Origin of the sequence: Polaribacter sp. BM10 (assembly GCF_002005425.1) — a bacterium.
Lineage (GTDB): Bacteria > Bacteroidota > Bacteroidia > Flavobacteriales > Flavobacteriaceae > Polaribacter > Polaribacter marinaquae.
In genome coordinates this window covers 927,349-940,566 of sequence record NZ_CP019704.1, presented here as the reverse complement: position 1 = coordinate 940,566, position 13,218 = coordinate 927,349, and the positions used below count along the sequence as shown (strand labels likewise).

The window sequence follows — 13,218 nt, the reverse complement described above, 5'->3', positions numbered from 1 at the left end:
CTTTTTTTATTTCAATAAATAAGAAAAACCAATCTCGTAACCCGCGAATGTGTAGCCGCTATTTGGTTGTTGTGTATCTAAGTTAGAAACATGACCAATATTACCACCTAAGTATATAAACGCCTTTTTAAATGGTTTATAAGAAAGCCCCACAGAAGCATTTTCTAAAAACGTAAAACCTTTTGCCAAACGCTCTGTTCTTTTATTTATGGTAGCCAAACCTAAACCAAGAGTTACTTGGGCATTTAATTTCTCAAATATTTTTTGTTCTATAACCAAACCAAACTCTAAGCCATACAAATTTATTGACTTTAAAGCTGTAAATTCAGCTCTTTTAGCTTCATAATTATCTTCGTCTGGTGTTACAAATTGTTCATTTATAAGCTGATGTTTGATTGTTTGTTTTTGCGGTTGTACAATTAAATCAAAATCTAAAGATTTCCATTTTCCTAAATCATAAAAAACCTGAAACTTATAAACATCAGCAGTATAAGTATAGTCTTTATCAGCAGATAAAAAACTATCTTCATCTACATTATTGTACAAAAAACCAATTTTTTTAAAATTTAAAATCCCTTTTTTTGTTTGTTGTGCAGTACACATCAATGTAGAAAAAATAAAGACTAAGAATATTTTTTTCATTATGTTTTCTTAGCTAAACATTTTAGCAACTTTCTCTGCTTTTCTGTTCTCAGAATAATCATAAAAACCTTCACCAGATTTTACACCCAATTTACCAGCCATTACCATGTTTATTAAAAGTGGACAAGGAGCATATTTTGGGTTCTTAAATCCGTCGTATAAAACATTAAGAATAGACAAACAAACATCTAAACCTATAAAATCTGCCAATTGTAAAGGCCCCATTGGGTGTGCCATACCTAATTTCATTACAGTATCAATTTCGGCAACACCAGCAACACCGTTATATAGAGTTTCAATAGACTCGTTAATCATCGGCATTAAAATTCTGTTTGCTACAAAACCAGGATAATCGTTAACTTCTACCGGAGTTTTCTTTATTTCTTTAGATAAATTCACAATCGTTTCCATCACAGCATCAGAAGTATTATAACCTCTAATAATTTCTACCAACTTCATAATCGGCACAGGATTCATAAAGTGCATACCAATAACCTTTTCTGGTCTATTAGTAACAGCAGCAATTTGAGTAATAGAAATAGACGATGTATTTGTAGCTAAAATTGTTTTTTCACTACAAACTTCATCTAATTGTTTAAAAATTTTAGATTTTAACGCTACATTTTCTGTAGCAGCCTCAACAACTAAATCAACATCTTTAACTCCATTTTCGATTGAAATAAAAGGTGTTATGTTGTTTAAAGTAGCAATTTTATCTGTTTCAGAAATTTTTTCTTTAGCAACCATTCTATCAAGATTTTTAGTAATAGTTGCAATACCTTTATTTAAAGCAGTTTCAGAAATGTCTATTAAGTGTACATTATAGTTAAATTGCGCAAAAGTATGGGCAATTCCGTTACCCATTGTACCAGCACCAATTACAGCGATATTTTTCATCAATATTTAATTTAAAATTTATTTTTGGGCGTTTAAACAGGCTTTCGCTACTCGCTTTTTTAAAATTTATTTTACAAAAATTTTAAAAAGAGCTCAAACAAACCGCTCTATCCTTAACGCACTTGTTTGTTAAGTTTTAGAAACAATCTATAATCATTTGTGCAACTCTTAAAGCTTCTGCTCCTTGTCTTAAAGAAACAACAGGTTTAGTGTTGTTGTGAATAGCATCTGCAAAAGATTCTAATTCATCTAAAATAGCATTGTTATTTTCTACTTCTGGATTGTCGAAATAAATTTGCTTTTTTACACCTTCTGCATTTTGCAAAATCATTGCAAACTCATCTGGTTTGTTTGGCACATCTTTCATTCTAACAATTTCAGATTTTTTCTCTAAAAAATTAACAGAAATGTAAGCGTCTTTCTGAAAAAATCGTGTTTTACGCATATTTTTCATTGAAATTCTACTTGCGGTTAAATTGGCAACACAACCATTTTCAAACTCTATTCTTGCATTTGCAATATCTGGTGTTTCAGAGATTACAGAAATTCCGCTAGCGTTTACATTTTTTACTTTAGAATCTATCACAGAAAGAATAATATCGATATCATGAATCATTAAATCTAAAACAACTGGCACATCTGTACCTCTTGGGTTAAATTCTGCTAATCGATGTGCTTCGATAAACATTGGTGTATCAATTTTATCTTTTACTGCAGTAAAAGCTGGGTTAAAACGTTCTACATGCCCAACTTGGCCTTTAACATGAAACTGACTCGCTAAAGTTTTAATAGCTTCTGCTTCTACAACTGTTTTAGTAATAGGTTTTTCAATAAAAATATGTCTACCGTTTTCAATGGCAAGTTTAGCACATTCAAAATGCGATAAAGTTGGTGTAACAATATCTACAACGTCTACAGCTTTTATTAAGTCTTCTATAGAATCGAATAATTTGTACCCAAATTCTTTTGCAACTTTTTCTGCATTTTCTTTAAATGGGTCAAAAAAACCAACAAGTTCATATTTATCCGATTGTTGTAGTAAACGTAAATGAATTTTACCAAGATGTCCTGCACCTAAAACGCCAGCTTTTAGCATATATGTATTTTTTTTTTGAATTAATAGCTGTTGTTGTAGCATTTAAATTAAAAACAATAGTGAATAATGTTGTTTTTAAATGCTTTAAAATTTCTATTTTTTTAATAGAAAAAATCAACGAAAACAAAGATACAATTTTATAATATTGTATTTAGAATTATTACTATTTTTAGACTTTAGAAATTATTAAATTTGAAAGACACATCCAAACATCAAGGACTTAGAAATCAATTAGCTGCTGTTTTAGAAGCAAAAGGTATTACCGATAAAAATGTTTTAAATGCGGTTAGAAAAATACCAAGACATTTGTTTATAGATTCTAGTTTCGAAGCACATGCTTACCAAGACAAAGCTTTTCCTATTGCTGCAGAACAAACAATTTCTATGCCTTATACAGTTGCTTTTCAATCTGAAACTTTAGAAATTAAACCCGGAGAAAAAGTTTTAGAAATTGGTACAGGTTCTGGTTACCAAACGGCTGTATTATTAGAATTGAAAGCAGAAGTCTATTCTATAGAAAGACAAAAAGAGTTGTTTAAAAAAACATCTTTGTTTTTACCTAAAATAGGTTACAAACCCAAGAGATTTATTTTTGGTGATGGTTACAAAGGTTTAAAAGAAAAAGCACCTTTTGATAAAATTATAGTAACAGCAGGTGCACCTTATGTGCCAAAAGCTTTATTAGCACAAGTTAAAGTAGGAGGGAAGTTGTTGATTCCGGTAGGAGACAAAACTCAAATTATGACATTATTTATAAGAAAATCTGCAAAAGAATTCGAAAAACATGAACTTGGTGATTTTGCATTTGTACCCATGTTAGAAGAAAAAAACTAATAAAAAAGCCGATTAAAATTTAATTTTAATCGGCTTTTTTATTTCTATTTAGCTCTTTCCCAATAGGCAGTTTTACCAAAGAGTGAAACACCAATATATCCTCTAAGTTTTAGCTTATTAGCATTTACTAATTTAATATAGCATTTGTAAGTTTTACCATTTCTTGGATCTATAATTTGTCCTCCAGACCATTCGTCATCATCTTTTTCTAATCCAGATAAAATATCTAAACCTAAAATGGGGTTGTCTTTATATTCACCTTCACAATCAACACAAAGTGCATTTTTTCTAGCCGGATTTAATATTTCTACAACTTTTGCATATGCTTTGCCATTTTTTTCATAAACTTCTAATACAGAATCTACTGTACCTGCTTCATTTTTAGAATTCCATTTTCCAAAAATTGTTTGCGAATTGATAGAAAGTACTAATGACAAAAATAAAAATGTAAAAAATGTTTTTTTCATGTTAAAAAAGTATTGAATTCATATTAAAATGGATTTAAAAATATAAAATATTTTAGAATATTGTTGTTAAAGTTTTATGAACTCGCATCAAAATTTTCATTCCATTTGTTTTGAACACGTAAAACTTGTTCTATTACATCTCTAACACAACCTTCACCACCTTTTTTATAAGAAATATATTTAGCTACTTGTTGTATTTCTTGAACAGCGTCATTTGGGCATGCAGGCATTCCTACCAATTCCATTACAGGAAAATCTGGTACATCATCACCCATATATAATACGTTTTCTGCTTTCAAATCGTATTTTTTTACAAGTTCTTTATATTGTTCTATTTTGTTATGAGCACCAAGGTAAATATCTTCGATACCTAAAGCTGCTAGTCTTTTTCTTACGCCTTCATTTGTTCCGCCAGAAATTATACATACTCTATAACCTTTATTTAAAGCATTTTTCATAGCATAACCATCTTTCACATTCATATGTCTTACCAATTCGCCATCTGGCATAATTGTTAACATTCCGTTGGTTAAAACGCCATCAACATCAAAAATAAATGTATTAATTTCTGGTAATAATTGTTTATAACTCAATTCCATAATTATATTGTAATCTTTATTTTTTATTCAGATTTATTCGATTTCTGAATAGATTTGGTTAGTATTTTATAAATAGTTTGTTGTTCTTTAGAAAGTAAATCTAAATGATTTTTAATAGTTTCAGTATCGTTTCTTATTGCCGGACCTGTTTGCGCACTTAGAGGTTTTAACTCTTTAATTTTAGATGCTGTTTCATCTATTAAAGGTTGTAAAATTTCAAACGGAACATTATTTGTATCGCAAATATCTGCGCCAATTTTGTATAAATGGTTTGTAAAGTTATTTACAAAAACGGCCGCAACATGTAATGTTTTTCTTTGTTCTGTGGTAATATTATAAATTTTGTTACCAATGCTTTTTGCAAGTTTTTCTAGTAGAATGTAATCTTTTTCAGTTTCGGCTTCTAAACAAAAAGGCACTTTAGAAAAGTCTATTTCTTTGTCTTTAGAAAAAGTTTGCAACATATAAAAAACGCCTTTGCGAGTTTTGTTCTGTAAATTATCCATAGAAAAACTACCAGAAGTATGCACAACAAAACTATTTTCTATTTTAGAAGAAACTTCTTCTATCGCATTATCTGAAACGGCAATAATTGTAATATCTGCTTTAGGGATGTTACTTAAATTTCTAGAATTAATTTTAGTAACATCAATAGCATTAGCTTTTAAAAAAGCTTTTTCTAAATGATGTGCTACGTTTCCGTTTCCGATAATTACTGTTGATATCATTATAGCGAAGATATTATAAATTTATATAATTTTAGAATTGCTTTTACTAAATTAGCTGATGTAAATTTATCGAAATGAAAGAAAACAATAAACCAGGAATAAATACCATTTGTGTACATACTGGAGAAGTTAAAGATGAACAATTTAAGGGTGCAGTTTCACCAATGTATATGTCTACTTCTTATGCTTTTGACGGTGTAGATGTAAAACGATATCCTAGATATTTTAATACACCTAATCAAGAAATGCTGTGTAAAAAAATTGCAGCTTTAGAAAAAACAGAAGATGGTTTAATATTTGGTTCTGGTATGGCGGCAATTTCTGCAGCTATGTTTGCTTTTCTAAAATCTGGAGATCATGTAATTATTCAGCAAGTTATTTATGGCGGAACCTATAATTTTATTGTTTCTGAATTTGATAAATACGGAATTGAATATTCTTTTACAGAATCTGATACTATAGAAGATTTTGAATCGCTAATTAAAGAGAATACGAAAGTTTTATATATAGAAACACCTTCTAATCCGTTGTTAGGAATTACAGATTTAGCGGCAATTTCTAATTTAGCAAAGTCAAAAGATATTTTAACAATGATAGATAATACTTTTGCTTCTCCTATCAATCAAAATCCTGCTGATTTTGACATAGACATTATGTTACATTCTGCTACAAAATATATGGGTGGTCATTCAGATATTTCTGCAGGTGCCATTGCTGCTAGTAAAGAACATATTGCACATATCTGGAATACCGCAATCAATTTTGGTGGTAACTTAAGCGATCAAACAGTTTGGTTATTAGAAAGAAGCTTAAAAACGTTAAATCTTCGTGTAAAAGAACAAACTAAAAATGCCGAAGTAATGGCATTATATTTAGAAGGCAATTCAGATATCGATTGTGTATATTATCCTGGTTTAAAAAGTCATCCGCAGCATGAATTAGCAAAAAAACAAATGAAAGGTTTTGGCGCTATGTTGTCTTTTGAGTTGACAAACGGAATTGATGCAATGGATTTTCAAAATAATTTAAAACTTATTAAACCTTCTATGAGTTTGGCAGGTTTAGAAAGTACAACAGTTAGTCCTGTGCAAACTACACATGCTTTATTAAGTGAAAAAGAACGTTTAGAAAGAGGTATTAAAGATGGATTAATTCGTTTTTCTGTTGGTATCGAAGAACCAAAAGATTTAATTGAAGACATTGAACAAGCAATACTAAAAGCTAAGAAATAAGAGCTTTTTATAAAATTAAAAGAATGAAATTAGACATATTAGCTTTTGGAGCACATCCAGATGATGTAGAATTAGGTTGTGGTGCAACAATAGCAAAAGAAGTTTCACTAGGTAAAAAAGTAGGAATTGTAGATTTAACTCAAGGTGAATTAGGTACGCGAGGTTCTGCAGCATTAAGAATGATTGAAGCAAACAAAGCTGCAGACATAATGGGTGTTTCTGTAAGAGAAAATTTAAAGTTTTCTGATGGTTTTTTTATTAATGATAAAAAACATCAACTAGAAATTATAAAAATGATTCGTAAATACAAGCCAGATGTTGTTTTATGCAACGCTATTGATGATAGACATATCGATCATGGTAAAGGAAGCAAATTAGTTTCTGATGCTTGTTTTTTAAGCGGATTAATCAAGATTGAAACTACTGTTAATGGAGAAATTCAAGAGAAATGGCGTCCAAAACAAGTGTATCATTACATTCAATGGAAAAATATTGAACCAGATTTTGTAATTGATATTACTGGTTTTATAGAAAAGAAAACCAAAGCAGTTTTAGCTTATGGATCTCAATTCTTTGATCCGAACAGTAAAGAGCCAGAAACGCCAATTACAAGTAAAAATTTTATAGATAGTATAAATTATAGAGCAAGAGATTTAGGAAGATTGATAGGAGTAGATCACGCAGAAGGTTTTACCTCAGAACGTTACGTTGCTGTTAAAAATTTAGATAAATTAATTTAGTTTTTTGTTGTTTTAAATTAAAAAATATTTTTATATTTGCACCCGCAATTATATGGTGGTTGTAGCTCAGTTGGTTAGAGTATCGGTTTGTGGTACCGAGTGTCGCGGGTTCGAGTCCCGTCTTCCACCCAAAAATAGAAAGCTTCTTAGAAATAAGAAGCTTTTTTTGTGCTTAAAAATTTATATCAAATATTAAAAATTAGGTTTTTATCTGTTGAATTTGTAAATTTAGTTTCCCAAACTAAAACTGAAATTATGACTTTACAACAAAAAATGGTTAAAAAAATTAACGATTTTGGAGGATTAGATTCAATTGTTAATTTTTTAGAGAAGTTTAAATTAACTGTTAAAGATGAAGATCGAATTTATTTTAACAATATTATAGATTATTTTTCTTTATTATTTGAACAAGAAGTACCAGTAGAGCAACATGCCGTAACCTACAAAGAGGCAACTTTAAAATCTATAGAAGTTTTAAATTATTATAATGATTTAAAAAAATCTGAAACTCTATTTTTTTTAATAAACCTAATTCAATTTAAATTAGAAGCGGTATCAAATATTAAAGGATTAGCTTCCTAAGTTTTTAGTACCTTTTTTTAATTCTGATACCAATTTAGAATTGTCTTGATCAATTCTTCTCAAGATATTCTTTGCGTTAGTTTTAGAAATTAATTCTTCAATATTTGATAATCTTTGATTCATTTCACTAGTAATTTTATCAAAGCGCTCCTTTACCATGTTTGAAATATATGTATCTATGGGGGTAGATACTATATTTTGGGGGACATAGTTATTTGTATATTTTCCTTTACCTGTTAATAACCATATTGGGTCTACACTTGAAATGTTATCTATAATGGCAAAAAGGATGGTTTCGTTTGGTTTTTTATTATAATTTAATACTGCACTTACCAATTGTTGAGATACACCAATTAATTCTGCAAATTTCCTTTGATTTAAACTTACATCATTATAAATTTCTATTATTCGATCTGCCCTTTCCTTATCTTTTACCTTCATTACAAATGATTTATATGTAAATGTAGTAAAAAAATACTACAAATGAAGATTTTTAAGAAGATTTATTACTTCATTTTTTTTTCTAACAGAAACAGGAATATTAGAATTATCAGTTAAAATTAAATAACCACCATCAGATTTTATAAACTCTTTTATATAAAAAGTATTAATCAAATGACTTTGATGTACTCTTAAAAAACCAATATCTTTTAATAAATCTGCATAAAATTTTAAGGTTTTTGATACTAAAATTTTCTGGTTATCAATTAAATAAAACGTAGTATAATTATTGTCTGACTTACAACGAATAATATCTTTAATATTTACAACAATAATTTTTTCTGATGTATGTAAAGAAATCTGTTCTAAATTAGTATTGGGTTCGTTTATAGCTTGCTTTAATACTTGTAATTGCTCTTTTTTTGGTTGAATTTGCTGTTTAGCTTTTTTAATAGAATTGGCTAAACCTTCATTAGAATAAGGCTTAAGTATATAATCTATAGCAGCAAATTTAAAAGCTTTAATAGCGTAAGCATCACTTGCGGTTACAAATATGATTTTTGATTGTAAATCAGGAAAGATTTCTAAAATATCAAAACCTGTTCCGTCGCCCAACATAATATCTAAAAAGAGAATATCTGGTCTTGTTTTACGTAGAAGTTTTGCTGCTTGTACAACAGATTTTGCAGTACCAATAATTTCTATTTCTTTGTGATACTTAGAAATGTCTAATTCTAACATTTCTAAAGCTAAAAAATTATCTTCTACTAATATGGCAGTTAGTCTATTCATTTTAAGATTTCGATAACTTAAAAACTGTAATTTCTGGTCTTACATTAAATCGAACTTGATACAAATTACCTAAAGCTCTATTAATATATAATGTTCGTCCGTCGAATAAATCTATTTCACCAGCGTTATATCTTTTATTTTCTACGGGTAAAATTGGCGGATTTAAAAAAGGAGGTTTCACTTGTCCGCCATGAGTATGACCCGAAAGAATCCAACCTTTATAATTATTCCAAACATCTAAATCACACACATCAGGATTATGGCAAAGCATAATATTTGCTTTTTTTGCATCATATTTAGAAGTAATTTTTGTTGGGTCAAAATTTAATCCCCAATAATCATCAATTCCCATAATATTCAATCCATCAAATTCTTTTTCATCATTAATTAAAATTGTAATTCCAGCTTCTTTTAAAACATCTGTAATTGCATCAGCAACATGTTGTTCTACCCAATCGCCACCATAATCATGATTTCCTAAAACACCGGCAGTTCCTAACTTTCCTTTAACTGTAGATTTCATAACAGTTTGTAATTGTTCTAATTGCTCTTCATTTTCATAAGAAACAAAATCGCCAGTGTACACTACAAAATCGGGTTCTAATAATTTAGCTTTTTCAAAAGATTCGATTACATAATTATAATTAAACTTATTACCAACATGAATATCGCTAATTTGCATTAGCGTTTTACCTTCTAAATGATCTGGTAAATTTTTTATAGGCATATTTACATGAACAAACTCTAACCAAAAAGGCTCTACTTGCCAAGTATATAAACCACCAATTAAACTAGCGCCAGCAGCACCTAAAAGTGAATTTTTTATAAATTTTCTTCTTTCCATTTTAATTTAATAATCTGTTTTTAGAGGAATTTTAAATGAAATTTTTGTTCCGATGCAATTTGATTCTTTAAAAATTTCTTTAGCAGTAAAAACATTGTATTTCGATAGGTTTTCTATTCTTTCTTTTGTTACTTTAAAAGCAACAGAAGTATGTTTTTTTTCTGATTTATTAGTTGTGTCATGGTAAATTCCTATACCATTATCTATAATCGAACAATGTAAAAAGGCTTGTTTTACATCAAAAGTAATAAGAATATTTCCTTTTCTGTTGATTTTAGAAATTCCGTGTTTGATTGCGTTTTCTGCAAAGGGTTGCATTAACATAGGCGGAATCAAAATTTCTTCGGCATCAATTCCGTTTAAATTTTCTTCAATAAAAAAATCAAAATTCTTAGAACTCATTTGTTGTTCTAATTTTAAATAATTTTTTAAAGTTGTTATTTCTTCTTTTAAACTAATTTCTTCTAATCTAGAGTTGTTTAAAACACTTCTTAAAAGTACAGAAAAACTAGATATTGTTTCGTTTAACTCTTGTTTTTTTTCTGAATTTCCTAATGCTTTAATTCCGTTTAAAACGTTAAAAATAAAGTGAGGATTCATTTGTAACTGTAAAGCTTTTTGCTCTAAAGTTTGCAAATGATTTTTCATCTTTAAGTCTTTAATTTTCTTTTGATTGCGTTTGTTTACTTTTTTTAAATGCATTTCTAAAAAGAATATTGCAATTAAAAGAAAAACAATCGCACAAATAATGTAAAACCATACTTCTTGATAAATTGGTTTTTTAATTATGAAACTAAAGCTTTTAAAACTACTATTTTTATTATTTTTAAATCTTGCTTCTGCAACAAATTGATAATTACCAGGTTTTAAATTGGCAAAATTTATTTGGTTTATTGCTTGCCAAGGAGAAAATTTATCTCCTAATTTATAGCGATACTCTACAGTTTTATCAGAAGAAAATACATTGCTATTTAAAGCTATAGAAATATTATTGCTGAATGAATTTAAGTATAATTTTTTTGTGTAATTATTTAAGTTGATGGTATCTAAACTCTTATAATTAATTAAAACTTTGTCAATATATAAATTCGGTTTTAAAAGTGATTCTTTATTTTTCTGAATGTAAAAACTATTTTCTGTTGCTAAAAATAAATTACCTTCAAAACCTTCAAATACTGTTGTTATAACATTCGAATTGATATTGCTATTGTATTTATTAATTCTTTTTTCAAAAATGAAGTTTTCAGCATTCAAAACATCAATACCAGTTTGTTTAGAAAACAAATACAATTTATCAGTAACAACTTCGTAATTAAATTCTTCATCAGAAGTATACTTTTCTATTAATTGATTATCCGGTTTTAACTGAAAAATAGTTTGCTTATTTTTTAAAACAAATAATTTATTTTGATATATTTTAAAAGTACTAAAATTTCCTTTTGAAAGTAGTGTAATTTTTTTTGGATTAAATAAATCTGATAAAACCCAAAGTCCGCTATTAGAAGCAACTATAAAATTATTATCATAAAAAATGATATCGTTTATTACAGAAAAATCTAGATTATAGGTGGTTTTTAATGGTTGCAGATAATTCTTATTAAAATAAAATATACCGTGGTTAGAGGCAACATAATATATGTTTTTGTGTTTAAAAATTTTGTTTACACCTTTAGCTTCAAAAGAAAAAATATTACTTTTTGTAATTAAAGAAAGGTTATTACTGTTACCTATAAAAACTGAATCATTATTAATAAATAGGGCAGTGCTTAAACTTGATTTAATTGCGCTATTTATAATACGACTAGAAATAAATTTCCCGTTGTAATTTAGTAAACCTTTGTTAGTTCTTAACCAAATTGTTTGGTTGTTGTCTTGAGTAATTTCTAAAATTGAAGAATTATCGAAATTCTTAAAAGCTATAATTTCCTCGAAAATGGAATCTTGTGAAAAAACATTAAATGGTAAACATACTATTAGAATTAACAATACTTTTTTTAAGTACAATTTTCTAAAAATAATTAAATTAACAATGTTTTTTTTCATTAGAACAAACTTACTAATTTAAACGCCATTACACCATTTTAAATTTTGGGTAATGACGTTTATTACAACAACTTTTTCTAATTCACTTTATTTTAAAGCATACAAACGCTTGTTGCTAGTATCTGGTTTTACATGTTCTAATTCGCCATATGGTTTTACAAGTGGCTTTAAAACACACAAACCTGTTGTTCTACCTCTAATTACTAATTTACTTGCTTTTACAGACCAATTCCATCTAAATTTATCTATCGATACGTTGTATTTTTCGATATCAGACATTAAATCTTCTTGTGTTTCAATCCAATCTTTTAATTCATCTACAGACTTAAATTTAGGCATTTCATTGTCTGTATTATAATAATCAAATTCCCACTTAATTGGTATAGAAAACTGTGTAGTATAAGGCTCTCCAACATATCTTTCTTCTTCATTATTTAATGCATCATACCAATCAATATCTTTTTCTTCTGGATATTTTCTTGCAATTTCTTTAGAAAGATCCATTTTACCAGGTGAATATGAAGTAGGATAAAATACATAATATGGTTGTGCTAAATAATGATTGGAAAATCGACCACCAAAAATTGTGTGATAAGGAGAGGCTACAACTTTTGGATTGTTTTTTGTGTAAAAAGCATCTTTTAATGTTTTTAAAAGTTCTTTATTTTCTACCAAACCAGAAGCATGAAATATAATTTTCGAATTGGTATTTACTACATTTTCTAGTTTAGGTAAACTACCTTGTGTAATTGTTTTTCTTAAAGTTTCTGAAGTAATTTTATCACCTCTAACCACAGTTTCTAAATTCATACCTTTAAAAGGATTGCTTTTATTTACAATATGAATTTCGCTGTAAGGTTGATTGTTTCCGTTTTCATTTAGCCACAAAATAATTTCCTCTAAAGAATATTTGCCATCGATAACCTTTAAACCTTCTTCTGTAAAATATTTTCTAGCATCTTTATAAAAAGTTTCATTTCCTTTATCAAAACCAGCAATAAAAACGATCGGTTTTTTGTAAGTGATATCAGTGTTTTCTTCTATAATTTCTTTAGATGTTTCTACAACTGCTAAATTTTCTGTTGCTTTTTTTTCTGATGATGAATCGCAACTAATAAAACTGCTAAATGCTATTATTAAAGACGATACAACGAATGTTTTTCTTAAAATGTTTCTCATGATTTCTACTTTTTTAGTGTTATTACACTGTAAAAGTAGTTTAGAAGAAAGCTTAAATTTTAGCTGTTTTAGAATTCGTGAGATATCAATTAGAATTCGTAA

The 13,218-nt window shown here is 28.1% G+C and carries 15 protein-coding genes and 1 tRNA gene; 5 read left to right on the top strand and 11 right to left on the bottom strand.

Annotation, left to right across the window (positions count from 1 at the left end; genetic code table 11):
• Positions 1 to 6 precede the first annotated feature (6 nt).
• The 3 genes from BXQ17_RS14620 to BXQ17_RS04100 form a co-directional block, all read right to left on the bottom strand.
• Positions 7 to 642 (bottom strand): acyloxyacyl hydrolase, encoded by a 636-nt coding sequence (locus BXQ17_RS14620; RefSeq protein ID WP_254712405.1) that lies wholly within the window; start codon positions 640 to 642, stop codon positions 7 to 9.
• 9 nt (positions 643 to 651) lie between these two features.
• Positions 652 to 1,539 (bottom strand): 3-hydroxyacyl-CoA dehydrogenase family protein, encoded by an 888-nt coding sequence (locus tag BXQ17_RS04105; RefSeq protein ID WP_077809420.1) that lies wholly within the window; start codon positions 1,537 to 1,539, stop codon positions 652 to 654.
• Positions 1,540 to 1,675: 136 nt separating this feature from the next.
• A complete protein-coding gene (locus BXQ17_RS04100) occupies positions 1,676 to 2,635 on the bottom strand; it encodes a Gfo/Idh/MocA family protein (protein ID WP_077809419.1) in 960 nt (319 codons plus the stop codon).
• Positions 2,636 to 2,827: 192 nt separating this feature from the next.
• Here BXQ17_RS04100 and BXQ17_RS04095 point away from each other — a divergent pair, with 192 nt between their 5' ends.
• A complete protein-coding gene (locus BXQ17_RS04095) occupies positions 2,828 to 3,469 on the top strand; it encodes a protein-L-isoaspartate(D-aspartate) O-methyltransferase (protein ID WP_077809418.1) in 642 nt (213 codons plus the stop codon).
• A gap of 44 nt (positions 3,470 to 3,513) precedes the next feature.
• On the opposite strand, the gene BXQ17_RS04090 is transcribed toward BXQ17_RS04095, so the two are convergent.
• The 3 genes from BXQ17_RS04090 to BXQ17_RS04080 form a co-directional block, all read right to left on the bottom strand.
• On the bottom strand, positions 3,514 to 3,936 hold the full coding sequence (locus BXQ17_RS04090; protein ID WP_077809417.1) for a DUF2147 domain-containing protein: 423 nt from the start codon (positions 3,934 to 3,936) through the stop codon (positions 3,514 to 3,516).
• Positions 3,937 to 4,010: 74 nt separating this feature from the next.
• The gene (locus tag BXQ17_RS04085; RefSeq protein WP_077809416.1) at positions 4,011 to 4,535 is read right to left on the bottom strand and encodes an HAD family hydrolase; all 525 of its coding nucleotides are present in this window, start codon (positions 4,533 to 4,535) and stop codon (positions 4,011 to 4,013) included.
• Between the two features lie 23 nt (positions 4,536 to 4,558).
• On the bottom strand, positions 4,559 to 5,263 hold the full coding sequence (locus tag BXQ17_RS04080; RefSeq protein WP_077809415.1) for a Rossmann-like and DUF2520 domain-containing protein: 705 nt from the start codon (positions 5,261 to 5,263) through the stop codon (positions 4,559 to 4,561).
• A 74-nt stretch (positions 5,264 to 5,337) separates the two neighbouring features.
• Between BXQ17_RS04080 and BXQ17_RS04075 the strand changes: the two genes are divergently transcribed.
• The 4 genes from BXQ17_RS04075 (at position 5,338) to BXQ17_RS04060 (ending at position 7,817) form a co-directional block, all read left to right on the top strand.
• Positions 5,338 to 6,495, top strand: coding sequence for a PLP-dependent aspartate aminotransferase family protein (locus BXQ17_RS04075; RefSeq protein ID WP_077809414.1), 1,158 nt, complete (start codon positions 5,338 to 5,340; stop codon positions 6,493 to 6,495).
• Positions 6,496 to 6,518: 23 nt separating this feature from the next.
• The gene (gene bshB1 / locus BXQ17_RS04070) at positions 6,519 to 7,235 is read left to right on the top strand and encodes a bacillithiol biosynthesis deacetylase BshB1 (RefSeq protein WP_077809413.1); all 717 of its coding nucleotides are present in this window, start codon (positions 6,519 to 6,521) and stop codon (positions 7,233 to 7,235) included.
• A 54-nt stretch (positions 7,236 to 7,289) separates the two neighbouring features.
• Positions 7,290 to 7,365 (top strand) — tRNA-His (locus tag BXQ17_RS04065).
• A gap of 125 nt (positions 7,366 to 7,490) precedes the next feature.
• Positions 7,491 to 7,817: a hypothetical protein gene (locus tag BXQ17_RS04060; protein WP_077809412.1), complete on the top strand. Its 327-nt coding sequence runs from the start codon at positions 7,491 to 7,493 to the stop codon at positions 7,815 to 7,817.
• Here the strand turns inward: BXQ17_RS04060 and BXQ17_RS04055 are convergent.
• The 5 genes from BXQ17_RS04055 to BXQ17_RS04035 form a co-directional block, all read right to left on the bottom strand.
• Positions 7,806 to 8,258: a helix-turn-helix transcriptional regulator gene (locus BXQ17_RS04055; protein WP_077809411.1), complete on the bottom strand. Its 453-nt coding sequence runs from the start codon at positions 8,256 to 8,258 to the stop codon at positions 7,806 to 7,808. The two genes, BXQ17_RS04060 and BXQ17_RS04055, sit on opposite strands and share 12 nt — an antisense overlap.
• A 36-nt stretch (positions 8,259 to 8,294) precedes the next feature.
• The gene (locus BXQ17_RS04050; RefSeq protein WP_077809410.1) at positions 8,295 to 9,050 is read right to left on the bottom strand and encodes a LytTR family DNA-binding domain-containing protein; all 756 of its coding nucleotides are present in this window, start codon (positions 9,048 to 9,050) and stop codon (positions 8,295 to 8,297) included.
• 1 nt (position 9,051) lies between these two features.
• Positions 9,052 to 9,894 carry a metallophosphoesterase gene (locus BXQ17_RS04045; RefSeq protein ID WP_077809409.1) on the bottom strand — a complete coding sequence of 281 codons (843 nt, stop codon included), beginning with the start codon at positions 9,892 to 9,894 and terminating at the stop codon, positions 9,052 to 9,054.
• 6 nt (positions 9,895 to 9,900) lie between these two features.
• Complete coding sequence (locus BXQ17_RS04040) at positions 9,901 to 11,937, bottom strand: histidine kinase (protein WP_077809408.1); 2,037 nt, start codon at positions 11,935 to 11,937, stop codon at positions 9,901 to 9,903.
• Between the two features lie 87 nt (positions 11,938 to 12,024).
• Positions 12,025 to 13,116, bottom strand: coding sequence for a hypothetical protein (locus tag BXQ17_RS04035; RefSeq protein ID WP_077809407.1), 1,092 nt, complete (start codon positions 13,114 to 13,116; stop codon positions 12,025 to 12,027).
• Between the last annotated feature and the right edge of the window lie 102 nt (positions 13,117 to 13,218).

Excerpts from the sequence above, each read along its gene's own strand:
- BXQ17_RS14620 (WP_254712405.1), bottom strand. The coding sequence starts at position 642 with ATGAAAAAAATATTCTTAGTCTTTATTTTTTCTACATTGATGTGTACT.
- BXQ17_RS04105 (WP_077809420.1), bottom strand. The coding sequence starts at position 1,539 with ATGAAAAATATCGCTGTAATTGGTGCTGGTACAATGGGTAACGGAATT.
- BXQ17_RS04100 (WP_077809419.1), bottom strand. The coding sequence starts at position 2,635 with ATGCTAAAAGCTGGCGTTTTAGGTGCAGGACATCTTGGTAAAATTCAT.
- BXQ17_RS04090 (WP_077809417.1), bottom strand. The coding sequence starts at position 3,936 with ATGAAAAAAACATTTTTTACATTTTTATTTTTGTCATTAGTACTTTCT.
- BXQ17_RS04085 (WP_077809416.1), bottom strand. The coding sequence starts at position 4,535 with ATGGAATTGAGTTATAAACAATTATTACCAGAAATTAATACATTTATT.
- BXQ17_RS04080 (WP_077809415.1), bottom strand. The coding sequence starts at position 5,263 with ATGATATCAACAGTAATTATCGGAAACGGAAACGTAGCACATCATTTA.
- BXQ17_RS04075 (WP_077809414.1), top strand. The coding sequence starts at position 5,338 with ATGAAAGAAAACAATAAACCAGGAATAAATACCATTTGTGTACATACT.
- bshB1 (WP_077809413.1), top strand. The coding sequence starts at position 6,519 with ATGAAATTAGACATATTAGCTTTTGGAGCACATCCAGATGATGTAGAA.
- BXQ17_RS04060 (WP_077809412.1), top strand. The coding sequence starts at position 7,491 with ATGACTTTACAACAAAAAATGGTTAAAAAAATTAACGATTTTGGAGGA.
- BXQ17_RS04055 (WP_077809411.1), bottom strand. The coding sequence starts at position 8,258 with ATGAAGGTAAAAGATAAGGAAAGGGCAGATCGAATAATAGAAATTTAT.
- BXQ17_RS04050 (WP_077809410.1), bottom strand. The coding sequence starts at position 9,050 with ATGAATAGACTAACTGCCATATTAGTAGAAGATAATTTTTTAGCTTTA.
- BXQ17_RS04045 (WP_077809409.1), bottom strand. The coding sequence starts at position 9,894 with ATGGAAAGAAGAAAATTTATAAAAAATTCACTTTTAGGTGCTGCTGGC.
- BXQ17_RS04040 (WP_077809408.1), bottom strand. The coding sequence starts at position 11,937 with ATGAAAAAAAACATTGTTAATTTAATTATTTTTAGAAAATTGTACTTA.
- BXQ17_RS04035 (WP_077809407.1), bottom strand. The coding sequence starts at position 13,116 with ATGAGAAACATTTTAAGAAAAACATTCGTTGTATCGTCTTTAATAATA.